This is a genomic window from uncultured Kriegella sp. (assembly GCF_963975415.1).
Lineage (GTDB): Bacteria > Bacteroidota > Bacteroidia > Flavobacteriales > Flavobacteriaceae > Kriegella.
In genome coordinates this window covers 149,687-174,026 of the sequence record NZ_CAXBGN010000005.1, presented here as the reverse complement: position 1 = coordinate 174,026, position 24,340 = coordinate 149,687, and the positions used below count along the sequence as shown (strand labels likewise).

Here is a 24,340-nt window from a genome sequence, read left to right as displayed (position 1 = left end):
GTAAATGAAAAAATTATCTAAAGACCTAGTCGATTTACAAAATTATCTAAGGCAACAGGGTTGGCTAAAGCCCCATGAGCAAATAGCTTCAGTAGCGGTGCCCGGGGAGGGCAACATGAACTTTACACTTCGTATTGATACAGGCCAAGAGACTTTTATCATTAAGCAAAGTCGTGATTATGTAGAAAAGTATCCTCAAGTTGCGGCACCTCAAGAACGGGTATTGCGTGAAGCGGAATTCTATGAACTTATCAAAACCGAACCACTGTTAAATCGGATGATGCCCACTATTATAGGACTTGATAAAGCGAATAGTGTAATGGCGATGGAAGACCTCGGAACTGGATCAGATTACACCTATTTGTATAAAAAGGGGAATACCATCGATGAGCAAGAGTTGTTCGACATTATCACATTTGTAGCCACGCTACATAGAAGTTTCGATTCAAATTCGGTCGCATCTCCCCTCCAAAATCGGAAAATGCGAGCCTTGAACCATGAACATATTTTTCTATACCCCTATTTAAGCAATAACGGACTCGACCTAGATCAGATATTACCCGGATTAAAAAAAATTGGAACTTCATTTTCAAAAGATGCGGTATTGAAGTCTAAAGTCGAGCAATTGGGCAAAGATTATTTAGCCGATGGCAACACACTTTTACATGGCGATTATTTTCCTGGAAGTTGGTTAAAAACGGCGAACGGAATCAAAATTATTGATCCTGAGTTTTGTTTTTTCGGATTTCCCGAATTCGAAATGGGGGTCACCATTGCCCATTTAAAAATGGCCGACCAACCCCAAAAATTGATAGACAATGCGCTTGTGCATTATCAAACTTTAGCGAAATTGGATAATGACCTATGTGCCAAGTTTACCGCTATTGAAATTATAAGAAGACTTTTAGGGTTGGCACAACTTCCTTTAGAAATAAATCTAACAAAACGCAGGGAATTATTAGAGATTTCTAGGGAATGCCTGCTGCGGAACCCGTAGTCGCAAAAAGAAAAACCATACCCGTTTAGCACCTCCTTGATTAAACGAACACCCCGCTTCATAGGCATTGAACTATTTATATGTAAGAAAATACTTTCCTTTCATCCGATAAATAAAACCTTTAAACTGACCGGTCGGTCGGTGACATCTTTTTAAAAATAGGTCATTCATCGAGATTCTGTCAGTTAAACGATTTTCTTGTGAATTACGTCCTTAAATATTGAAGGAGTTCGCATATCGAGGGTTCTTTGTTACAGACCTCAGGGTCTATTTTTAACCCAAAACCCAAATCTTATGAACAAGAGTCTAAAACGTATGGCCACTATGAACAGAATGCAAGTTACCGGCCTAGAGTTATTTTACAAAAAAGGATATTACAACACAAGCGTAGATGATATTCTAAAAGAACTATCCCTTTCTAAAGGAGCCTTCTATTATCATTTTGATTCCAAGGAAGACTTCCTTGTCCAAATTATTGAAAATTTGCTTACCCGAAAAGTATATAGCATGTTGATCGAACCCATAGAAGGCCACGCCAATACATTAGATCTTATTACCGAGTGTTTTGACGATGCACTTGAAACAGCCGTTCACAATGAAATGGACTATGGTTTTGTTTTGAGCAACTTTATCAATGAATTTAATGGTAGAAACCCAGAAATCATGAAGCATTTAAATAATATTCTTCAAATATGGGAAGTAAACCTGGTATCGGCGCTACAAAAAGGAAAGTTCAATGGGAATATTGATAGACACGTAGATGCCGAAGGTGTAGCGGTCTATTTGATAAGTTCTTATATAGGTATACGTACATTAATGGTAGAAACCGCCCCTAGTGCCCGTAAATATCGTTACATGTCACAATTGAGGCAATATCTTAAATCCATGGAACCCAAAAAAGTTACTGTATAGAAAAAAATTACACCGTTTTAAGCAACATGGCATTGATTTTTTCTATAACCGTTTCTGGTGCAATGGTTGCCATACACCTTTCGTATCCCTCTGGAAGTTTGTTTCCGTAGACCGATGTTGGTATCAAGGGAAATTTATCCCTATCTGATATTAGAGTGTTGCTTTCATCTTGGCCTACGGGGGCGAAACCTGCGTAAGGATGCGTTACCCCCCACAACGTTAAAGTTGGTATCCCGTACATGGCCGCCAAATGAGCATTCCCACTGTCCATTGATAACATCAAATCGAGATTTGAAATTAGTGCCAATTCTTCTTCGAAAGAAAAAATACCCGCAACATTCGTACTATTTTTGAATTTTGATTCCCAAGTATCGAACTGTGCCCGTTGATCAGGCCCGCCGCCAAAAAAGAAAATTTTAAAATTTTCGGATAGATTCAATTGGGCAATCACCTGCTCCATCAAATCCAAGGGGTACATTTTACCTGGAAAAGCCGCATAAGGCGCAATCCCTAACCATTTTTGGGTTCCTTCACCTACTAATTGTTGTGTCTTTTGCGATAAGGGTTGTTTTGGTAAATAAACTATTTCTCGCATATCTATAGAAATTCCGAAATGCGAGAAAACATCACAATACCGGTAATGCGTCGACCGTAAAGGTTTGAAGATGTCTTTTTGCGGAGATGTCAGCGCCTTCTTTTCCTTTCGTCCCTTGTCAATTTGAGCAAATGGTATTTTTCCAAATTTAAAATATTGCTTTAAAATATTACTTCGTAATACATTGTGCAAATCGGCAACGCCATCAATATCAAGTGCATTAAGTTCCTGATACAATTTCCATAAACCAAAAACTCCTTTGTGCTTTCCTTTCACATCGGCCTCAAAAACCCTGACATTACGCAAATTTGCAAACATAGGCCTAAAGAAAGCTCTAGTCAGTACAGTAATTTTAACATTCGGGTATCGGTTTGTAAGCTGCGTGAGAACTGGTACAACCATCGCTACGTCTCCCATTGCAGACAAACGTATGACCAGAATATGAGCTTCTTTGGCCGATTCCAAGCTTTCGGTATGATAAGAAAAATTTCTATTGTGTGCCACGAAGCACCGGGTTTAATTCTTCATCGTTATACATCTTCATTTGCTTGTAAACCTTCATATACTTTCTACCCTCCTCGATGTCATTTAGCAGTTGGTCTATCGCCAAAGAAAGATCCGTACGCTGTTCCAACAGCACCTTTAGCTTTTGCTGACAGTTTTTTAGATGTTTTTCGGAAGCATCTTCTCGATTGGCCTCCTCATCCATATGATAAATCTTCAAAGCCAAAATCGATAGACGGTCGATAGCCCATGCCGGGCTTTCGGTATTTATTGTGGCGCCATTCTTAATTTCTACTGCATGGTATTTTTTAAGAAAGTAGCTATCAATATACTCCACCAGATCAGTTCTGTCTTGGTTACTGGCATCAATTTTACGCTTGAGTATAAGTGCTTCACTGGGATCAATATTGGGGTCTCGGATAATATCTTCATAATGCCATTGAACCGTATCTATCCAATTTTTTCGGTATAGCAAATGGGCTATTTCTTCAACAGGGTAGGGGTTCTCAAAGCTTTGAGAGACATCGTCTTTCTCGTGATATTTTTTAATACTTTCGTTAAAAACGTTATACGCAAATTCACTAAACATGTCTATATAAATTTCTTACGAAGATACCTCAAATTTATTTTATGGTCACCTCAACTAGGAACACAAAAAAAGGAATAGCCATGCATGCCATTAGCACAATCTCTTTGACATTGGCCTTTCTTATTGACTCGATATAATTCGTCATAAAAACTGCTGCAGGAAAAAAAGTTACTAAAATTGGATACGCATCTGAAGTCGTCGTTAAGACCTTTAAAATCATACCTACAATAAAATAGAGTGCTATCAGCCGCATTGATGCTATTTTACCGAGGCCGGCACTGCCTAACTTTAAAAAAGCAATTACAGCAGTTATAAACGTAATCAGGACATACAAAATAAGTCTTGTACCGTTTCCCCAATCTAGGAAATAGGTAGTATTAAACTGAAGGGCAAACTTATAATGTGTTACTAAAAAATTGGAGTGGCCCGCCAAAATTAGCATACTATACGATATCATAAGAACTGTGAATAAAGCAACGAACGGCACCAACCAGTTTCGAAAGTTCTTCGGTTCATAAATATAGATAGCGGCAAAAACCACAAGCATGAACAATAATGCCCAATCATAGAACAAACTTGACACCATAACCCAGACAGATGCATCAAAAATTTTAAGCTTTACATTTCTCAATGATCTCATGCTTATCAATCTTCGAATAGCCAACAATAAAAAAAAACTACAGAAAACTGCGCTATTATCAGCTATGGTGTTAGGAAAAACCACAATCAACAATACATAAAACAGCAATGAAAAAGAGTTGGTTCCTGTAATCTTATTACGTTTTGTAATAAAATTGACTATAAAAAAACTAAGCATCAAAAGCACAAAAACAGTGGTTTGAAAGAGAAGCTGAAGTGGAGAATAGACCCTGTCAAAGAGAAAAAAAAGAACGAACCAGTAGAAAACAAACAAGAACGAAAGAACAATTATGTAATTTATTGGTTTTGTTTTCCCAAAAAAACTTGAAATCATCTACGGTTTTTATATTTTTGCAATGTAAATATACTATAAGATGAAAGCATTTTTTGAAGGTATACAAGATTTATTTGTGAATTATCTCTTCGCTCCCTATGATTTTTTCCGGTTTATGGAAAATTGGTGGGGCGCCAACATAATAAATTGGATCTTAGCCATTATTGGGTCGGTTGCTTTTGTTTACTGGATGATTCAGTTGAAACAGTATAATGACAATGGAGAAGAGGACAAGAGTATTTCTTCGCATTCCTATCTTTAAACTACACAGTACTCTTTTGAAAGAAAAGTATGGGACATCCCGTTTTAAAAGATGCCCCTATTTTAAAGTTTGATTACCTTAAAGGTCGAAACCGATATCAGTACGGAAGTTTATTCCTTCAAATTTGATTTTTTCAACATTCTGATAAGATTTTCCCAGTGCCTCCTTGAATTCGGTGCCGTAAGAAGTTACGGCAAGTACTCTACCACCATTGGTTACGACACTACCTTGGCCATTAGTAGTTGTACCCGCATGAAATATAAGGGAGTCTGAAATATGGTCCAATCCCGTGATTACCTTTCCTTTTTCGTACGGCCCAGGATAACCGCCGGAAACCGTCATTATTGTGGTCGCGCTCCGTTCATCTATTTGAAGGTCGATCGTATCTAAAGTTTGATTGGCCACGGCCTGAAAAACTTCGACTAGGTCGTTCGTTATTCTTGGGATGACCACTTCAGTTTCGGGATCTCCCATTCGAACGTTATATTCTATCACAAAAGGATCATCGCCTACTTTAATCAATCCTATAAAAACAAAACCCTTATAGGGCAAATTATCAATTTTAAGACCCTCTACAGTCGGTTTCACAACTCGTTCATGCACTTTGTCCATGAATTCCTTATCTGCGAAAGGAACAGGGGAAATAGCCCCCATGCCACCTGTATTCAAGCCTGTGTCGCCTTCACCTATACGTTTGTAGTCTTTTGCGGTCGGAAGCACTTTATAGCCTTTTCCGTCGGTCAAGACAAAAACACTCAGTTCAATGCCTGACAAAAATTCCTCGATTACGACCGTAGCACCTGCACTGCCGAATTTGGCATCGACCAGCATTGACTTCAATTCATCTTTAGCTTCCTGTAGGTCGTTCAAAATCAAAACTCCTTTACCGGCCGCTAAACCATCAGCTTTTAAAACATAAGGTGGTTTAAGCGTTTCTAAAAAGGCAAAACCCTTTTCAAGATTTTCTGAAGTGAAACTTTCATAGGCTGCAGTGGGAATTTGATGCCTGAACATAAATTCTTTGGCAAACTGCTTACTTCCCTCCAAAGCCGCAGCGGCTTTTTGAGGCCCGATTACCGGAACATGACTGATTTCGTCGTCCTTTAGAAAAATATCGTGTACCCCATTAACCAAAGGGTCTTCAGGACCAACGACCACCATGTCTATGCCTTCAGTCAAAACAAATGCTTTTATGGCCTCAAAATCATTTACACCAACTGATATATTTTTTGCAATTTCAGCCGTTCCCGCATTCCCCGGGGCAACGAACAGTTTCTTAAGTTTAGGGCTTTGGTGTAATTTCCAAGCAAATGCATGTTCGCGGCCACCTGAACCGAGGATAAGAATATTCATTTTTTCAAAATTTGGTCAAAAATACGGCTTGTAGTGGAATTATCTATACCGCACCTGAAAAATCCCTGTGCTTCTTTTTTTGTAGTTCTTCGGGAGAAAGCGATTTGAAATAATCGAATACTATTTTCAATCCTTCGGCCCTACCAACTTTAGGTTCCCACCCTAATATTTCCTTAGCCTTGGCAATATCGGGCTGGCGCTGTAAAGGATCATCTTTGGGCAAGGTTTTAAACACAATCTTTTGTTCGGTACCCGTTAACTTTATAATCTCCTGAGCAAACTCCAATATAGTTGTTTCATGCGGATTTCCAATATTTACAGGATCGGTATAATCGCTCATTAGCAGGCGGTAAATACCCTCCACTTGATCGTCGATATAGCAAAAAGAGCGTGTTTGGGAACCATCGCCAAAAACGGTGAGGTCTTCACCACGCAGTGCTTGCCCCATAAATGCGGGCACCACTCTGCCATCATTCAATCGCATACGTGAACCATAGGTGTTAAAAATGCGTACAATACGTGTATCTACGCCATGAAAGCGATGATACGCCATGGTTATCGACTCCATAAATCGTTTAGCTTCGTCATAAACACCTCGCGGCCCGATAGGGCTCACATTGCCATAATATTCTTCGTTTTGTGGGTGTACCAAAGGATCACCATACACCTCGGAAGTAGAAGCTACTAAAATTCTAGATTTCTTTTCCTTGGCAAGACCCAACAAGTTCAACGTACCCAACGAACCAACTTTCAGGGTTTCAATCGGAATTTTCAAATAGTCAATGGGACTCGCTGGGGACGCAAAATGCAATATATAGTCCAATTTTCCGGGTAAATGCACGAATTTCGTAACATCGTGGTGATGGAACTCAAATTCCTTTAAAGGAAAAAGATGCTCTATGTTCTTGATATTTCCGGTGATAAGATTATCCATCGCAATAACATAGAACCCTTCTTTAATAAATCTATCACATAAATGGGAGCCCAAAAACCCAGCTGCACCCGTAATCAAAACTTTCTTCATTCTACCTCTTCTTTGCTTTGTGGCTGTTCTTTTAACCTCTTGTTCATCTTTTTCTTTTTCCCATTTACTTCCTCTACTTTGCCCTTTATTTTATCAACCTTTCTCCGCAGCATAATTTTTTGTTTTAGGGTTGCAAAACTGTAGTTGTACTTAAAGAAAACATAACCAAGTGCCACAACCACCGACACGAGCATGATGACCATGCCCAAATTTCGTGCTTTGCTACCTAAAACGATAAAAAGCATAACAAACAACAAATTAAAACACCCAATAATAAAACTAGCCTGTTTATGGGTCAGCCCCCAATAGTCAATAAGCACATGATGCGTATGGTTGCGATCGGGCGAAAAAGGTGCCTTTTTATTGGCTATCCGGATGGCAAAAACCCGAGCGGTGTCAAACAGGGGAACAATCAAAATACTAATGGCGATCAATGGGGCATTCTCCAACAGAAAGGGTAGTTCGGTATAGGAATCAGGTCTCAAGGCCAAAAACTTTATAGTCAAAACACTAATGACGAAGCCGACGATCAACGAACCCGTATCACCCATGAATATTTTTTTATCGGATGAGAGATTAAACCCTAAAAAAGCCATAAGACTTGCATTCATGGTAATGGCAACCAATGCAAAAAAATACTCCTCCGTCAAGTAAAAAATAGTGGTATAAATTACCATGATAACAATGCCTACCACTGAAGCAAGGCCATCGATACCGTCGATTAAATTATACGAATTGATAATGGTAAGCATCATAAAACCCGCAATAATCAAATATAAATAGTATGGGATTTCATTAATGTTCAAAAAACCATTTAACGAGTATATTTCAAAGCTCGGGTTCGCCAAAATAAAAACAATGGCAAAAACTTGTGATAGCAGCTTTGCCCCAGGGGAAATCACCACCAAATCATCCTTCAGCCCAACAATAAAAAGTATGGTAAGCCCTGGTATAATGTACATTGCCTCATCAAAAACGTCACGGCCACGTATAAAGAACAGGGCAAATATGAGCGTATAAAAAAATGCAATACCCCCCAACGTCGGTGTTCTCGAACTATGCGAGCTACGTTGATTGGGTTTATCCATTAGCCGCTTGTACTCCACCACACTAATAATCTTGGGTATGGTCAAATACGTTAAGAGAAATGCTCCTATAAAAATTGATATGGCGGTTTCGAGAAAAAACAAATACTATAAAATTGTTTTACATTCTATCAAAGATAATTTTAAAAAAGAACTTTACTAAATTTAACTGCCGGCCTATTCTTGTGGGCTCCTTCAAAAGACGATATAGCCATTCAAGCCCCAAACTGATAAAAATACGAGGGGCTCTTTTTTTGGTTCCCGAATATACATCAAAACTACCTCCCAGACCCATATAGAGAGCGGGGTAACTTTTCATAAACTCAGCCATTAGAAATTCCTGTTTTGGACTGCCCATAGCAACGAAAATTATATCAGGTTCTTTTTTGGCAAAATCACTTAATAACAAATCTTTATCTTCTTTTTTGAGAAAACCATTCCTATAGCCTTTAATGTCCAATTGGGGAAATTCGGCCTTTAACTTGGCAACAGTCATGTCTATTACCTCTTGCGATGCACCTATAAGATAAAACGATTTTTCGTGTTGGTACCTCTCAATAATATCAAGCCAAAATTCGGCACCCGCAATTTTGGTAGCATCTAAACCTCTTCGTCTTAGGGCCCAAACCGCTCCAATGCCATCAGGGTAGCCGATATTGGAATTGATTAAATCGTCCAATTCAAGATCAGATCTATTAAGCTTTTCCGCATTTAAAGCAATCAGTATGCTTTTTTTACCTTGAATATAATCCAAGAACTGATTTTTCGAAGTAAATGCGTAGATTTTTTTGTTATTGATTTTCTGGAAGTTATACCCCATACCTTCTAAGTAATATCGATTGATGGACAAAAGTAAGGTAATCCTTTTTAAATCTAATCAAATGGGGCTTTGGATCGAAAAACATTGTGCTGTTAATAGAAATCTTTAAATATGCGGCTGAAATTAACTTTATAGAAACGCTATTGGTCTATTTGAGACCGCTTCATATCGGTTTTTAAAAAAAAGCAATACCAGAATGTAAAAACAATCATTCCTGCCTGTCTGTTCAAGTACGATTCTACCATAAAGAGAAACGCAAAACTGATTGCGAAACAAGCCGCATAGGGCCCTCCCTTTAGCAAAAGACGCACCACCATAGCAACTAATAGCAAAAGGGCCAAGATACCATTGCCCAATGCCGTTTCTAAAAATTGGTTATGTGCATTATAATTTCTAAACCTTGTGTTTGCATTCTTTTCTATTGCCTGTCCAATGGCTTCTTGGGTACTTTCATGCCCCACCCCTAATAGATAATGTTTCCCAATCTGATTCGCACTTGCCTTCCACAATGAAATTCGCGCCTCGGTACTGGTCTCTTTGGATGCTATATTGTTAATATTATTGTTTTCAACTACAAAATAAATGGTAATGGCGGTTGTAGACAATAGCGCCAATACAACCAACGCTAATCTCCTTCCCTTGGCATTCAAGATTAATATCATTTTAAATACCAGCACCAATATACCAACCATAAAAGGCATTCTCGCATCTACCATAAACATAAAAAAAAGTGCCATTGGATAAAATGCAAATTGAAAAAAGCTATTTTTTAATGGCTTTTCAAGGTTTTTAATAAATAGGAGTAAAAGAAGAAGACTCAGATAACTAGTATGCCAAAATCGCTCTACACAAGCCTCTACAAAATTAAAAAAAGGCCCTTCTGGAACAATCTTTATATAGTTGTGGATAACATACACACTCAAAAGAAAAAAATAAATCAAAACTCCTTTTTCAAAGAATTCAAACACTTTTAGGAGTTTCTCTTTATTTATATGACTGAAGGCGACTGGTAATACTATAAAATAACTATAATCCAAGGCAACTTTCATCGTAATAGCCGGCCTATCGATTATGATGGAGGAAATTATAATCCATATATAGAACACATAAAAAAGATAATTGTTCTTAAACACTTTGAGAAGAAATTCTTGCTTCTTTGCCTTACTCTCTATGTACGTCGTCACTACAACTGTCAGGCCCATTAGTACGTGGGAAATCATAATCCAAAAAGGCATTATAAATGCCCATATAGAAAATATGCCTCCTAAAATTTTAGGGGCGTTTACTGATGTCAATCTTGACGTAGAATAATGTCCCTTTTTGGGGTTTAGCCATACGAATAACATTATTATGATTAGAATAAATACGTTTGCCCAAAGAGGAATAAAATGGCGAACCTTCCTATCTCTTTTCTCGTTCAAGTTCTCCGTGGTGTTCAACATTATCCAGTTCGGTCCTGCTTTGATGGATTTTACCTCAACACCCTGTTCGCCTTCTGTTGTTTCGCTGCCAACACTTACATATTCTAAAATATTTCTATGCGTTTTTTCTGATAACCAATTTCCGTCCACCGAAAAGGCATAGGATTTAATACGAAGAAGCGATTTCTGTTCTGTCTTCCAGTATAGACCTATGTATTCAATTTCATTTTTAGAAGCAATCTGAAACTGGTAGGAATAATCCTTGTTCGGAATAACCTTCTTTCTATCCGAGAAAAACCTCTTTTCAGAGAATTTTTCTTTGTAAACATACCATACTTCGGTGGGATGGGCACAGTTAATCTCGGTACGAATGGAAACCTCTCGGTATTCTTTTTCATAGAAAAAACCAAAATATAGAAGGTTTGCAATACATAGTGGCAACAGGAGTATTACGTAATTTTGCCTTGACCATCTCGATATTGTGTTAATGACCGACATTATTCTCTATTTCGAATAAACTTAGCTGGTACTCCACCCACAATGGTATAGGCCGTCACATCTTTGGTGACCACGGCGTTGGCACCGATTATAGCACCATTCCCAATAGTAATCCCGGGTAATATCACGGCATTGATACCAATCCAAACATCATTACCTATCGTGACCCGTTTTGTTGGTGTTTCACCGGACATAACCATGGGAATACCGATATCATTATGAATATGGGTTTTACTATAAATAGCGACATTGGGCGCAATCATCACATGATTTCCAACATGCACCTCTCCTTGAAGAAATACATTCTCATTTACACGTACATAATTTCCAATCTTAATATGTCGCCCATCAGATATATAAATATTGTTTTCGAATTTGGAGTTACGATCATAGGGCATGACTTTTAAAATTCTTGACATATACCAGATTCTAATCGCATTACTTAACTTCAAAAACCGGGAATGAGGCAGGTTTTGAACCAAAAGATAATAGCCTATCAGCTTAAATTTTCGCATATGACCTAAACTTTAGCAATGGAATTCGATGTATAGATAATCCTAAAAATATAGCACATAAATAACCAAACGAACTTATCAAAACAGGCTGAAAAATACTTAACCCAAGAACATAGAGAATCAAAAAGTTTTTGATATAAGCCTTCACTTTATTTTCATTCAATGCCCTCGCATTAAATAGTTTAAAGAAGAAAAATAAAAACAGTAGTATACCGATACCCATCTCTGTTGTAAATGTAAAGAAAAAAGCGTCGTATATGGGGCCCCGTAACTGACCCAATGATTTGTAACCCAACATTTCAGGACCAATATCATATTTCTTGTAGATATCAGTAACCATCAAAGATACTCTAGACCCAAAAGTGCCGACCCCAGTCCCCCAAGGCAAGTTATCCATTAAAATTTCCCCAGATTTACCAGCGATGCGCCAGCGAATATATTTATCTCCGAAAGCCACTTGATTGGCTTCCGAAAAAAAGACCAAGTAGTATATTAATAGCCCGGTAATAACACCGAAAAATAATATAATTTTTCTAAACCATTTTCTTAGGGTTGAGCGATATGCAAAGGGAAAGAACATTAAAAACAAAAACATGAAAAGCACTTCCTTTCGCGAAAAGGATAGTACTAAGAATAAAAAAGCCATCACGAGGTGTACTTTGTCTTTTCTTGCTATGCTATAGTTTAACCCGTAATGAAAATAAAACCACACCATCAGATAAAAACTCATAAAATTGGCCAAACTTGCCCCAGATCCAAAAATCGAGACCATGTAAAATCCGCCCAATCCCCTATTAAAACTTTTGACATCTAAAAAAGCTCGGTACTCCGCATAAAAAAATAATTCAAAAATCCCGAAAAAAAGCATGACTATGAGCAGTTTATCAAGTATGTATTTGATGTCTACCATAGTCTTTATCTTAGCCTCTTCACTTAATGAGTGATAATACAGAAAATAAAAAAACCATTGACTATATATTGCAATCTGTAAAAACCCTAGTGGATATATATTTTTGGCAACTACAATTAAAGCCATGTAAACAACCAAAGTTAGAAAGAGCAATGCGATACTTGCAATCTTCTTTTTTTGTAATACCTGAAGGGCATATAGTAAAAAAACAGTCAAACTTATGAGTTCATTGTATACATCGAAAGGAACCCCCGATTTCAAAGTAAGCTTGTTGACCAACGGCTGAAGAACCAACAGTATGAATATTAAACTTTTCAAGATAAATCGGTATTATTAACATTTTCATGATACCCCATCTTGAAGTAAGGGATAAAACTATGGGCGCCCATGAGTGCTTCCTTTTCAATTCCTCTTTCGGCATCCACAATTGAGGCAAACATCTTTTTTACATTGAAATATTTCTCTGACAAACCCGCAATATTGTAAAAGAGTGTCTTGACCCCGAACATTTCTGCCTCTACCGCCGTAGTAGAATAAATAGTAATGTTATAATCTGAATATTTAAGAATCTCATAGACACTATAGTCGGGAAAAAGAACGACGTTCTCAACCTGGGTATATTTGGAATAATCAAGATGATTAAAATTCCTTGGCTTAAGAATAAACAACCACTCTTTATTTTTCAGTGCTTCTTTCATAATGAAATCCAATAGAGGCGTTTCTTCCACTGTTTGCAAAGTCACGCAAAATATTTTGGTATAGCTCTCCTTCAATTCCGCAAGGTACTTATTCTTGACGTTACTCTGAACATGTTCTAAATAGAGACTCCCAACAGGAATAATCTGTTGTTGTTTAAAAATAAAATGGTCTACGGACGCATGCTTTTCCCAGTTACCAAAAGCAATCAAAAAATCGGGGTAATAGAGGCTTCCAAAATTTAGGTAAGCAAGGTAGAATTGGTGATTTTCCCCAATATAGCCATGTTGTGCCTCATATACCTTGACATTCTCTAGGTGGGCAGCGACTACCAAATCCATTTTGGTAAAACTACTTATCAAAAAAATGGCCCTTGGTCGAATCAATCTTAGCAAAAACCTATAAAAGCGAATTTTGCCGTACATGGAGCTAACTTCTTTTTTAATATCAATCTGAAGCTGATATTCCCGCTTTACCTTTTCCAGAGCTTCTAATGTACTCATTCGCCCTTTGGTAAAAAGGGTGAACAGAAAACAGCCCAATTTAATAAACAAGTCTGAAATTACATACTTCGAATATACCTCATTTGACCTCCAATGTTTTTCAATTGCCCATTCTACAAAAAGTGAGCGATCTTGTCCTAATTTATCGGCCCAGGCATCAAAGAAAACGTCATATTTTTTTTTGTCAACGACCAAATTTCTTTTATCGGCATTATTAAAAAAAAGGTAATCGAACTTTTTTATTCTTAGAAGATTCTTGACACCATAAAGGCCATTTTTTATGAGCTGAACTTTACTAGTGGTTCGAAATTTTGAACTAAAGCCTATGTTTTTTTTTAATATTTGATAATAAAAGGTGTGACGAACGAGCGGCCAAACAAATAAGCTTGAAATACGGGCCGACCCAACATCAAAGTTTTGTTCTATATCAAAAAGTTCATTTGTCTGTTTTATGGACCCAAATTTTTTGTTTGGTTCATTTTTTTCTTTACAATCCTTCATTTTTTTGGCATCCGCTTGACTAAGAATTCATACACTAGTTTTCTATTTATCCAAAAGATAGGAAATATCATTGCCATGAGAAAAAGAGCTTTTGCAAATATTATGGCAAACATGGAATATGACTCGACTCTGGATTGCATAAAATATGGGAGCCATGAAATTACTAATCCGCATAAAAACCAGAGTGTCATTTTCTTTAGTCTATAGGGAATAAAGAACAGCTTTTGGCTCACAAAATAGGCAATGACCACAAAAATCATCTTTGACGACAGGCTGGCAATAGCCGCTCCCATAATTCCATATATAGGTATCAAAGCAAAGTTAAATGCAATATTTAATACCGCCCCTACCAACGTTATAATGGGTAAATACTTGGTTTTTTCAAGGAAATAAACGTTACTGAAGGAATAATAAAACCCGTTTAAGACAAATGCAAATGCAATTAATGGTACTACCACCCAAGCGCCATGATAAGCAGGTTTACTGATGAGCATTAAAAATTCGGGTGAAAACCAGCTAATCGCAATACCTATTAGAATATAAAATAGAAGAATTTTTTCCGTTATCAGTGCTATGGTTGATTTATGCTCTTTGTTGGTTTTAATTTGTTCAAAAAACCATGGACTATAGGCTGAATTAACACCCAGAGTAACAATATTTATTAATTTACCCAACTGTGCACCAATATCGAAAAGGCCAACCAGAGTGAGCGTGGAAAGATTGTTGAGTATCAACCTATCGGCCAAGTTCATTGCCCATGCTGACAGGTTGTGAGGTAATATTGGAAGGGAATAGTTAAGTGTTTTCTTGATAGCGTTAACATTGATCCCAAATTGTATTTCTTTAGAAGCTCCATAAATGCTATAAATAAAAAAGATTATATTGGAAATTGCCAAAGCCAAAAGTGCTCCCTCGGCCTTATAATCAAAATAAAGTATTAAAACAATGGTCAAGCCGACGATTATGGCAAAATAGATAAAGTCAAGCAGGGCAGCCCTTTTTGCCTCTTGCTTTGCTTTTAACATCGATTGATAATAATAATATATGGGTTGGGTACAAACACTGATAAGTGCAAGAAAAATATAGGGATCAAAAGGAATTCCTTTAAATACGTGCTTAAGCAATAGAGGCTTGGCTAACCAAAGCGTTCCAGTGAAAAAAAAACTTACAATTAGCACTAAGGTAAAACTAGAACCCCAAAGAGAGGCCAAATAGTTTTTATCACTGTCTTTATATTCATAGTAAAAATAGGCCGTAGACCCCCTTAAGGACAACCCGGCAATTAGCACAAAAAAAGGTATTGCAGCCATAACAATACCCAATACTCCGTATTCATCAGGAGACAGTTTGATCGTATAAAGCGGAATCAGAAAAAAAGCAAATCCTTTTTGAAGCAGGGTGAACGACGCGTAAATCAGTGAGTTCTTCGCGAGTTTCTTTTTATTTTCCGGCATACAATGATGTCTATATCCTTGCTTTTAGAACAATCTTCCGAATCTTTTCTATGTTGCCACTTACGATTCCTGGCTGGTGAACATCTTCTGGCGCCAACAGAACAAATTGGCCAGCTCTTACAGTAATGCTATTGCCATCAGCTCGGAACAGCCAATAATCCCCCTCGGCATTATAAGGCGTTCTTGGGGTACAATTCTCAATTCGTGTAACTTTAATCAGTTCAGTGCCCTTGACCACGTATTGTATATCAAAATACTTTTTGTGTGCTTCCCACATTTCGCCATCAAAAGGCTTTGTGTCATATTCTTGAACTAGTGCAAATATGTCATCTCCATCAATTTCAACTCTTCCAAGAGGAAGTGTTTCTAAATTGGTATTGTCTTTTAAGAATTGCAGCCCCCTTTTAATATTCGATCCTAGATTGTAATAAAATTCAGCGTTTTCAATATCATCAAAAATCATAATTCAATTTTTAGTTTATTTTCTCCAGGAATAAGATCATGCTGTATTTTTTCTGCAATTTTCATCCCTCTTTCTTTTCGCTGATCAAAAGTTTCTTTAATATCGGCGATGATGTTTAATGGCACGGCGGCCTGAGTAATCGACCCATTCGTATTTAAAACTTTGCCTTCTCTAAATAATTTAGACACTTCAAAAATACTAGGTTCGTAGTATTCCCCAAACTGGGAAAAGATATTAACCATAACTTCGTAATCATCGATATAGTCACAGGTCAAACGTATGTCTTTGTCAAACAAAGACGTTTGCAAATCAAGATACCCAATCTTAAAAAAATCAGGACGATTGACAAATGGGCCCCAAATTTCCGAATCTGTTTTTTCCTTCATTCCAACGGCTATTTCCAAAGCCTTAGTATTTAGAAAATAGGGGGTAAGGCCAATGGGCAAGCCCGAGGTAAACACAAAGTCAGCGGGTTTCGTAGTTACCCAGTCGACAATAAGGTTAGCAACATAAATAGAGTGTAGAGGATTGTCGGCCGTTATACTTACAAAAGCATCAAAACCGAAATACTTGGCTGCATCTAAAAGTCGCTTGAGTACATCGTCTTCAGAGCCGGCATAAAATTTTATCTTATGGTCCAGTGCATAATTATACAATTTGGCGTCTTGTGGGTTAGTGGAAGTACATAGAACGATGTCGTCAATGCCATTCACCTGTTTACAGCGATTAATCACATGGTCTAAAACAGTTGCACCATGCAATGGTAATAGAATTTTCTGTTTAAGTCTACTGCTTTTGAGGCGCGCTGTTATAAAATATCCTATTTTCATTCTATGTTGGTCTACTTTGCTTTTATGGTCCCTTACCTTAGGTATATGCAACCTTTTATTTTTGATTGGCTTTGAATTGGTCGCTGTTGGCTTTTTTGAATTTATAATCGACATTGGAAAAATCAATAAAGCTATCTTTAGCGATATCTTTATTAGCAACCAGACCCAATATTCTTGGCAAAAACTGTTGCAGCATATATGTGCCTTCATTGGTTCGTTTGAAACCAATATTATCCATAGATATGGTATCGCCTTTTTTTATTGGCGTTTCGGCGACAATAGCCTTTTTCATAGGTCCGGTGTTACCATAAGCCAGCTCGCCATCAGACATTTTGAGATTTCCATCACCCAAACTAGTTGTGATAATATCCATAAGTGTCCTTATTTTTTTCAATTGGTTTAAGCTGACGGCAGCCTGGCCATCAATCCGTTTTTCACCTACTACATGTGTAAAATGTTTTTCACATACATTTACGCCCATGGCCAAGCCCATGGTCGATATTAATTCATTGTGCTCGTTGGCCGGATCAGTATGATCTGCATAACCCACAGGTAAATCAAAAAGCGCCCTTAGCTTAATCATTTTCCTAAGGTTAATATCTTCATAGCGTGTAGGGTAATTCTGAAATCCGTACATTAAAAAAATATCATCCTTACCCAATCCATTCAACATGTCAATGGCATATGAAACTTCATCGATAGATGACCCACCGACACCCAATATTACAGTTCCACTAAACTTTGCCGATTTTTCCAACAAAAGGTAATCGTTAAGCCCTGTGGCGTGCAATTCTATGGCCTTTATAGAATTTCCTGCGTAACCCAAGACGAAATCCACTGCTTTCGGATCATTGCACAATACAATTGAATCAATCCCTTTACCTTCGTTATAATCTATGATTTCCTTCCAGTCATTTTCGGTGAGCAACCATTCCTTCAATGCGCCATAAGCTTCATGGTCTTTGACAAAATAATCATCGAGATCCAATAACAAATGAAACTTAATGGCATCTACCTTGGCACTTGCACCGTGATCTATCAATTGTTTTAAGAAGTTCAAATCACCCTGATGATGAAATGCCGTTTCCCCTATCAAATAAGGCGTATCTTTTGGCAGCATATTCTAAAATTTTATATGTTTAATGTCTTCTTGCGCCCTTTCAAAATCTTCATGCTTTCCAATATCCAACCAATACCCTCGCAGCGGATAAGAATGCACCTTATAACCCTCTCCTATAAGCTTTTCCATTAAATCTGTAGCATTAAAAAATTGATTTTGGGGAATTAGTTCTAAAATCTTTCTTTTCATCAAATAAATCCCCCCATTAGAATAATAAGTATAAGTCGGCTTTTCTTTAAAACTTACCACATGTTTGTTAGTGGTTTCAAGTACGGCATAAGGAACATTAACCTCATAGGGAATGGTAACTACCGACAAGTCAGCTTCTGACTCAACGAACGACAAGAAAAAATCTTCATAATTTAGATTGGTCAAAATATCAGAATTGGTGACTAAAATATAATCATGTAAAAATTCCTTTTCATTGGCTATCGCTCCAATGGTTCCTAAAGGCTTTGTTTCATATAAATACTTTGTCTTTATATTCTTTTCGGAGCCATCCTTAAAATATGCCTCTATCTGCTCTCCCAAGTACCGCACGGAAATCCAAAAATCATCAATTCCAAAAGCCACCAGTCGATCTACATTATGTTCAATTATAGGTTTTTCCCCAATTTTAAGCAGAGGTTTTGGAGTGCTATCGGTCAAAGGGCGCAATCTTTCGCCCCGTCCTCCGGCCATTATCACCGCATCTATGGGTAAATATGAACGCATTTCCCTGAAATTGATAACGTTGACTATTTTATGATTTTTATCAACTACAGGTAGAATTCGAAAATTGCCTTCGCGGTACTCGATTATTTTCTGAATATCTCCTTCTTCCTTTCTGATGTAACGCGGATTTTTCTGAATGATATCTTCAACCACATTGTCTATCATTATCCCTTTTAATAGCCCCCTTCTGACATCACCGTCGGTTAAAGACCCTACAAGTTTACCTTCATCATCTGCAACAAACAAAATGGCATCCTTGGCTAGTTCATTTAGTTTGAACAGCGCATTCTTTATGGAACTTCCCGTTAATATTAGGTGGTCTCTAAAATTTCTCAAAACATTCTGGGTTTAGGTCGTAGAACGACTTTTTAGTATTCGAAACATCAAATATTTTAATTTGCTCGATAATCTTTTCCGTCGCATGCCCGTCACCGTACAAACTAGGTTGGTCTTGGATGGAAGATAGGAATTTTTTTGTTCTGGCCTTTATAATGGCCTCATTTATGTTTTCAAATCTCGGGGAACAATGGATAACACTTTCTGCAGCAAGTCTGCCTTTTTGCCGATCTCCGATATCGATGGTAGGAATTTTAAAGTAGGGAACTTCTAAAATGCCGCTAGAGGAATTGCCGATGACAAAATCTACGTGTTTGAGTGCGGAGAGGTAACGTAGTTGTCCCAAGGAAGTAAATGCGACTGCTTTTTGAGAATTTTTTGTAACATATTCATCAATCATTTTTATGATTATCCGCCCATCTCTATCAGAATTAGGTTTGGTAAAAATTAAAGTTGTGTCCACCATTATATCAAGGGCTTTCAATAATTCTTCAAATTGGGAGGCAGCGGTGGCATTCTCTAAGGTTACCGGATGGAAAGTGATCAAAACCGCCATTCTATCCAATTTTTTGGAAATAGACTCCTCAAAGGCTTCTTTGTCTAAAAAGTTTACCTGACGAATACTGTCGACACCTATTGCCCCAACGTTAAAAACCCTGCTTGGATGCTCTCCTAATTGTATAACCCGATTGCGATAGGTTGCTGTCGATGTAAAATGTAAATGGCTCATTTTGGTTATGGCATGCCGTATAAATTCGTCATAAGCTCCTTCCGTGGTCTCTCCTCCATGTATATGTGCTACCGGGATATTTGTCATCATAGCCGCCGTAACGGCTGCAAAAATTTCACTCCGGTCACCCAATACCATTATCATGTCTGGGTTTAAATTTTTGAGGGCATCGGCAAAACCGACTAATGCGCTACCCACAGCTTTTGTAATGGAGATGGCGCTGTCACCGTTAAGGCCATCATCAATTTTGGCATCAATATGAAATCCATCTTCCTCTATCTGAAGGTAGGTATTTCCAAATTCCGGCATTAGATGCATTCCAGTAACCAATAATTGTAGTTGCATGTTTTCGGCCTTATCGAGCGCTTTGATTAAGGGCTTTAAAAGGCCATATTCAGCTCTGGTTCCAGTAACGACACCTATTTTTTTCATCACTTTAAATTTACTGGCTTAGGGTATTCGATGATGATTATCCGAAATTCCCTTTTTATCCGATTACATTTTTATGTGACCTCAGATTAAATCGTCCTCGTTATAGTGTTTTGTTGCTTTTGTTCCCAATATTTCATCCCAAAGCATTGGAGATATACCCGTTCCAGGTCGCTTTATGGTTAAATTGTCTAAGGTGAAAATGGCTCCTTTTTCAATCTCTTTATTGGCTACTATACTTTTTCTTGCTACAGCTTTGTTTTTCATTTCACTGGGGCTGGGTTCTTTTCTACCATGGCCCAGTGCCCGCTCAATGTTTCTTATGGACGAAACCATTGCCCCCAACTCACTAGGCTCCAATGAAGCTTTATGGTCTGGGCCTTCCATTGTATTATCCAACGTAAAATGCTTTTCAATGACCGTAGCACCCATTGCCACTGCCGCAATGGGAATTTCAATACCCAGGGTGTGGTCTGAGTACCCAATATTTACATTCAATTTCTCCTTAATGGAAAGCATGGCCTTAAGATTGACATCTTCCATGGGTGTTGGATACTCGGTATTACAGTGCAAGATTGTAATATCTTTCTTGTCAACCCCTTCTTTCAAAACAACATTCAAAGCATCTTCGACTTCCCTCAAATCAGCCATTCCCGTGGATATCACCACTGGCTTACCAAAAGAACCGATTTTTCTTAAATATGGAAGGTTTGTTATCTCTCCGGAGGGCACTTTGAACAAAGGAATACCCAGTTCATTCAAAAAATCAAGACTATCTAGGTCAAAACCTGTCGAAAGAAACTTTATACCTCTTGTCTCACAATATGAAATAAGTTCGAGATGATCATCTTTGCTAAGTTCGAGCTTTTGCAACATTGCCAGTTGTGAGTCGGAAGAATAGTTTGTGTTCTCAATTTGATAAGTTGCCCTCTCGGCATTCCTAGTTACTAGTTTTTTTGAGTTAAACGTCTGAAATTTCACAAAATCTACCTCGGCAGTGGCGGCGGCATCAATCAATTTTTTAGCTAAATGGATATCTCCATTATGGTTAACTCCAGCTTCTGCAATAATCAGCACCTTGTTTTTCATTCTATTTTATTCGTTTCGCCGGGTTTCCCGCCCAGACCTCGCCGTTCGGGATATCTTTCAACACCACCGATCCGGCACCGATAGTGACATTATCCCCAACGGTTATTCCTTGTTTAATTACAGCATTGGCCCCCACAAAAGTAAGGGTCCCCAAAGTAATGTTGCCAGCCAGAACTGCACCTGGGGCAATATGGCTAAAATCGCCAACTTTACATTCATGTTCGATTATTGCACCAGAATTTATAATACATCCATCTCCCACTTGGGCCAGACTGTTTACTATTGCATTCGGTGCTACCGCACTAGAACTACCAATCTGGGCCTTTGGCGAAACCCGAGCGCTTGGATCAATCAATTTTACTTGATTAAGGCCATAATCTTTAACAAAGGTAATTAGTTTCTTACGAATACTATTAGAACCCATAGCGGGAAATATATAACCTTTTTCGAGAACACTTTTTATGTCAATAGTGCTCTCATCTCCCAAATAGGCTAATTTATATGGATTAAAAGCAGCCTCTTTTTTATCGAAGTAACCTCTGACATTATAGTTATTGGCCAAGGCTATATCGAGTATCACAAAGGCGTGGCCCGAATAACCTAATAAAAATATGTTTTTAGATTTTGACACTGCTTGGTATATTTACGACACGCTCTTCTAAATTAATGGCATTCTCTAAATTACCTGTCTGTGCCTTCTTGAACATAGGTAAGTGGTTCATTAGCTTCCAAATGGGCCGGGTCATAACACCATTATCATTGGTTTCTTTTAAAAATGCATTACGTTCGTCAATGTCTTTGACCAATATAGCATTTAGCCAATAATTTGAACTGGTGTTTTCAGGTTCTTTCACAAATACGACCGCTTTGTCTTTAAAAAAGGCATCATACTGCTCAGCGACTTTTCTTTTTCTTTTAATAAACTCAGGTAAGACTTCCATCTGAGCACAGCCCAAAGCTGCGTTGATATTGGGCAATCTATAATTATACCCGACCAGATTATGTTCAAAATCCCATCGATGGGGAATTTTTGCAGTCGTGGTAATATGTTTTGCTTTCTTGGCCAGTTCTTCGTCATTGGTGAGCAACATACCCCCTCCTCCTGTGGTAATCGTCTTATTGCCATTAAAACTTAAGGTTCCCAATAATCCAGAGGTTCCGGTGTGGTGTCCGTTGTAATAACTTCCTAAAGATTCCGCCGCATCTTCGACAACTTTCAATTTATACTTTTCACAAACGGCGAGCAATTCATTAATTCGAACAGGCAACCCGAAAGTGTGCATCGGAACAACGGCCTTTATAGTTCGTTTTGTTTTTTTATTTATACATCGCCCGTCCACTATTTCAGTGTTTCGAGAAAGAAAGTGCTCTAGTTTTTCAGCACATAGACCTAGAGTATCTATATTGACATCAGTAAAAATAGGGTGTGCCCCTATATAACTAATAGCGTTACAGGTGGCAATAAAAGTCAAGGGCTGGGTAATAACCTCGTCATTTTCTTCCACTCCGGCCAGTAACAAGGCAATGTGCAATGCCGCTGTTCCGTTGACCGTAGCTATGGCATATTTGGCACCGGTAAATCGGGCTACATCTTCTTCGAACCGATCCACAAATTTGCCCACACTGGAAACAAAAGTAGAGTCAATACATTCGCTAAGGTATTTCTTTTCGTTACCTATAAAACGAGGTTCGTGAAGTGGAATAAACCCATCGGTACCATAAAGTTCCCTTATAAAAGTAACAAGTTGTTCGACCATACCTTAAGACTACATTTTACTGTCTAAATATTTTCCCGTTTCCTTATGACCAAAATTGGGTATCATATAAAAAAACAAATGTAGCAAATCTTCTTTACGCCACGCTTTGGCAGCTTTGAGTTGGGCAATTGTTTTTTGGAACTTCTCTAATCTTTCATTATCATACGTAGGCGCATTTTTTATTATTCCAAGATTATGGAACTTATCCATATCCAACACCTCTTTTGACGTAAAAAACTCTTCAAAGTCCTTTTCCCCGGTAGTATCACTTTTAGTGAATAAACAGGGCCATTTGCCCGTTTTGGGAAGCGTTTTGACAAGTTCTCTTGCCTCTTCTTCGCTTTCGCATAAATAAGGCTCATATCCCAATTGGCCCAGATATCTTACCGCTATGTCCGCAAAGGAAATTAAATGGAGGTCTTCACTGAGCTTTGGAAAAAATATATCTCTGTTCTCACCAAAAATACAGGACATCAAACAGAGTTCCCCAGATTCTTTGGGCACTACAAAATAGCGTTTCACATCATTAGGGGCAACAATAGGTTGTCGCTTCTTTATTCGTTGATCGAACCCGTGAAGTAAAGATCCATCGGAAAAGGCGACATTAGCGAAACGGGCTGTCGAAATATCTATTTGCTCACTCTTACGCATTAAAAACATTTCCATAATTCGCTTAGAAGCCCCCATCATGTTGACAGGATTTGCGGCCTTATCGGTAGAAACGCAAAAATACTTTTTTGTGCCCTTGTCAATCGCCTGTTGAACGGTTTTCTGGGTATTCAGAATATTTACATCAATCATTCGCATGAGCGTATAAGGGTCTTTTTCGCTGCGAACATGCTTTAATGCCGATAAGTTCAGTACATAGTCATAGTTGCCGTCTTGCTGAATAAAGGCATCATACTCTACGGAGCCTATGTCAAGTGCGAAAGTCTGAAAATCACCCGCTATATACCCAAAAGAACTTCTGATGTCCCTGACAAGCTCGACCATATTGTTCTCACTAATATCAACAACGTGAAGCTTTAGGGGGTTTCTCCTAAAAATCTCTTTTGTCACCGCTTGGCCTATGGATCCAGCCCCACCGATAACCAAGAAAGAAGACGCGGCGACGCAATCAGAAAGCTCTTTTTCATTCTTTTGAACATCTTCAAGAAACAACTCTTGTTTTCTGCCTATTAAATCCAATATTTCCATCTAAACTATTTAAAAATTATTCCATTAAGCGAAAATTAAGGCCTCTCCACTTTTAGCTTTTCA

At 38.0% G+C, this 24,340-nt stretch carries 24 protein-coding genes; 3 read left to right on the top strand and 21 right to left on the bottom strand.

What is annotated here, in order from left to right:
• Nucleotides 1-4 precede the first annotated feature (4 nt).
• Nucleotides 5-997 carry a phosphotransferase gene (locus AACZ88_RS13040; protein ID WP_339711009.1) on the top strand — a complete coding sequence of 331 codons (993 nt, stop codon included), beginning with the start codon at nt 5-7 and terminating at the stop codon, nt 995-997.
• A 294-nt stretch (nt 998-1,291) separates the two neighbouring features.
• The gene (locus tag AACZ88_RS13035) at nt 1,292-1,909 is read left to right on the top strand and encodes a TetR/AcrR family transcriptional regulator (protein ID WP_339711007.1); all 618 of its coding nucleotides are present in this window, start codon (nt 1,292-1,294) and stop codon (nt 1,907-1,909) included.
• Between the two features lie 7 nt (nt 1,910-1,916).
• Here AACZ88_RS13035 and AACZ88_RS13030 read toward each other — a convergent pair whose 3' ends face one another.
• The 3 genes from AACZ88_RS13030 to AACZ88_RS13020 are packed head-to-tail and all read right to left on the bottom strand — an operon-like array spanning nt 1,917 to nt 4,570.
• Nucleotides 1,917-3,008 carry a glycosyltransferase family 9 protein gene (locus AACZ88_RS13030; protein WP_339711004.1) on the bottom strand — a complete coding sequence of 364 codons (1,092 nt, stop codon included), beginning with the start codon at nt 3,006-3,008 and terminating at the stop codon, nt 1,917-1,919.
• Nucleotides 2,995-3,597, bottom strand: a complete 603-nt coding sequence (locus tag AACZ88_RS13025; protein ID WP_339711002.1) for a DUF4254 domain-containing protein — start codon at nt 3,595-3,597, stop codon at nt 2,995-2,997. The genes AACZ88_RS13030 and AACZ88_RS13025 overlap by 14 nt, the downstream gene beginning before the upstream one ends.
• A gap of 34 nt (nt 3,598-3,631) precedes the next feature.
• Entirely contained in the window at nt 3,632-4,570 is a 939-nt protein-coding gene (locus AACZ88_RS13020; RefSeq protein WP_339710999.1) for a DUF6427 family protein, read from the bottom strand.
• Nucleotides 4,571-4,610: 40 nt separating this feature from the next.
• Between AACZ88_RS13020 and AACZ88_RS13015 the strand changes: the two genes are divergently transcribed.
• Nucleotides 4,611-4,832: a uracil phosphoribosyltransferase gene (locus AACZ88_RS13015; RefSeq protein ID WP_339710996.1), complete on the top strand. Its 222-nt coding sequence runs from the start codon at nt 4,611-4,613 to the stop codon at nt 4,830-4,832.
• Between the two features lie 78 nt (nt 4,833-4,910).
• On the opposite strand, the gene purD is transcribed toward AACZ88_RS13015, so the two are convergent.
• The 18 genes from purD to AACZ88_RS12925 all read right to left on the bottom strand — a co-directional run bounded on the left by purD (nt 4,911) and on the right by AACZ88_RS12925 (nt 24,277).
• Nucleotides 4,911-6,185, bottom strand: a complete 1,275-nt coding sequence (gene purD, locus AACZ88_RS13010; RefSeq protein WP_339710993.1) for a phosphoribosylamine--glycine ligase — start codon at nt 6,183-6,185, stop codon at nt 4,911-4,913.
• Nucleotides 6,186-6,228: 43 nt separating this feature from the next.
• Entirely contained in the window at nt 6,229-7,209 is a 981-nt protein-coding gene (locus tag AACZ88_RS13005) for a UDP-glucuronic acid decarboxylase family protein (RefSeq protein ID WP_339710991.1), read from the bottom strand.
• Nucleotides 7,206-8,399 (bottom strand): MraY family glycosyltransferase, encoded by a 1,194-nt coding sequence (locus tag AACZ88_RS13000; RefSeq protein ID WP_339710988.1) that lies wholly within the window; start codon nt 8,397-8,399, stop codon nt 7,206-7,208. The genes AACZ88_RS13005 and AACZ88_RS13000 overlap by 4 nt, the downstream gene beginning before the upstream one ends.
• Before the next feature lie 16 nt (nt 8,400-8,415).
• Entirely contained in the window at nt 8,416-9,114 is a 699-nt protein-coding gene (locus tag AACZ88_RS12995) for a WecB/TagA/CpsF family glycosyltransferase (RefSeq protein WP_339710986.1), read from the bottom strand.
• 140 nt (nt 9,115-9,254) lie between these two features.
• Entirely contained in the window at nt 9,255-11,033 is a 1,779-nt protein-coding gene (locus AACZ88_RS12990) for an O-antigen ligase family protein (RefSeq protein ID WP_339710983.1), read from the bottom strand.
• Nucleotides 11,033-11,548, bottom strand: coding sequence for a DapH/DapD/GlmU-related protein (locus AACZ88_RS12985; protein ID WP_339710981.1), 516 nt, complete (start codon nt 11,546-11,548; stop codon nt 11,033-11,035). The genes AACZ88_RS12990 and AACZ88_RS12985 overlap by 1 nt, the downstream gene beginning before the upstream one ends.
• Nucleotides 11,535-12,776 carry a hypothetical protein gene (locus AACZ88_RS12980; RefSeq protein ID WP_339710979.1) on the bottom strand — a complete coding sequence of 414 codons (1,242 nt, stop codon included), beginning with the start codon at nt 12,774-12,776 and terminating at the stop codon, nt 11,535-11,537. Before AACZ88_RS12980 ends, AACZ88_RS12985 begins: the two co-directional genes overlap by 14 nt.
• Nucleotides 12,773-14,158 (bottom strand): hypothetical protein, encoded by a 1,386-nt coding sequence (locus AACZ88_RS12975; protein ID WP_339710977.1) that lies wholly within the window; start codon nt 14,156-14,158, stop codon nt 12,773-12,775. Before AACZ88_RS12975 ends, AACZ88_RS12980 begins: the two co-directional genes overlap by 4 nt.
• Complete coding sequence (locus AACZ88_RS12970) at nt 14,155-15,612, bottom strand: oligosaccharide flippase family protein (RefSeq protein WP_339710974.1); 1,458 nt, start codon at nt 15,610-15,612, stop codon at nt 14,155-14,157. Before AACZ88_RS12970 ends, AACZ88_RS12975 begins: the two co-directional genes overlap by 4 nt.
• 10 nt (nt 15,613-15,622) lie before the next feature.
• A complete protein-coding gene (locus tag AACZ88_RS12965) occupies nt 15,623-16,075 on the bottom strand; it encodes a YhcH/YjgK/YiaL family protein (protein WP_339710970.1) in 453 nt (150 codons plus the stop codon).
• Complete coding sequence (locus AACZ88_RS12960) at nt 16,072-16,905, bottom strand: NTP transferase domain-containing protein (protein WP_339710967.1); 834 nt, start codon at nt 16,903-16,905, stop codon at nt 16,072-16,074. Before AACZ88_RS12960 ends, AACZ88_RS12965 begins: the two co-directional genes overlap by 4 nt.
• A 55-nt stretch (nt 16,906-16,960) precedes the next feature.
• Nucleotides 16,961-18,025, bottom strand: coding sequence for an N-acetylneuraminate synthase family protein (locus AACZ88_RS12955; protein ID WP_339710965.1), 1,065 nt, complete (start codon nt 18,023-18,025; stop codon nt 16,961-16,963).
• A gap of 3 nt (nt 18,026-18,028) precedes the next feature.
• Nucleotides 18,029-19,075, bottom strand: coding sequence for a nucleotidyltransferase family protein (locus AACZ88_RS12950; RefSeq protein WP_339710962.1), 1,047 nt, complete (start codon nt 19,073-19,075; stop codon nt 18,029-18,031).
• Entirely contained in the window at nt 19,062-20,237 is a 1,176-nt protein-coding gene (gene neuC, locus AACZ88_RS12945) for a UDP-N-acetylglucosamine 2-epimerase (protein WP_339710959.1), read from the bottom strand. The genes AACZ88_RS12950 and neuC overlap by 14 nt, the downstream gene beginning before the upstream one ends.
• 81 nt (nt 20,238-20,318) lie before the next feature.
• Nucleotides 20,319-21,323 (bottom strand): N-acetylneuraminate synthase, encoded by a 1,005-nt coding sequence (gene neuB, locus AACZ88_RS12940; RefSeq protein WP_339710957.1) that lies wholly within the window; start codon nt 21,321-21,323, stop codon nt 20,319-20,321.
• Between the two features lies 1 nt (nt 21,324).
• A complete protein-coding gene (locus tag AACZ88_RS12935) occupies nt 21,325-21,954 on the bottom strand; it encodes an acetyltransferase (protein WP_339710954.1) in 630 nt (209 codons plus the stop codon).
• Nucleotides 21,941-23,080, bottom strand: coding sequence for a LegC family aminotransferase (locus tag AACZ88_RS12930; RefSeq protein WP_339710951.1), 1,140 nt, complete (start codon nt 23,078-23,080; stop codon nt 21,941-21,943). The genes AACZ88_RS12935 and AACZ88_RS12930 overlap by 14 nt, the downstream gene beginning before the upstream one ends.
• 9 nt (nt 23,081-23,089) lie before the next feature.
• Nucleotides 23,090-24,277 (bottom strand): UDP-N-acetylglucosamine 4,6-dehydratase, encoded by a 1,188-nt coding sequence (locus AACZ88_RS12925; protein ID WP_339710948.1) that lies wholly within the window; start codon nt 24,275-24,277, stop codon nt 23,090-23,092.
• Nucleotides 24,278-24,340: the final 63 nt, after the last annotated feature.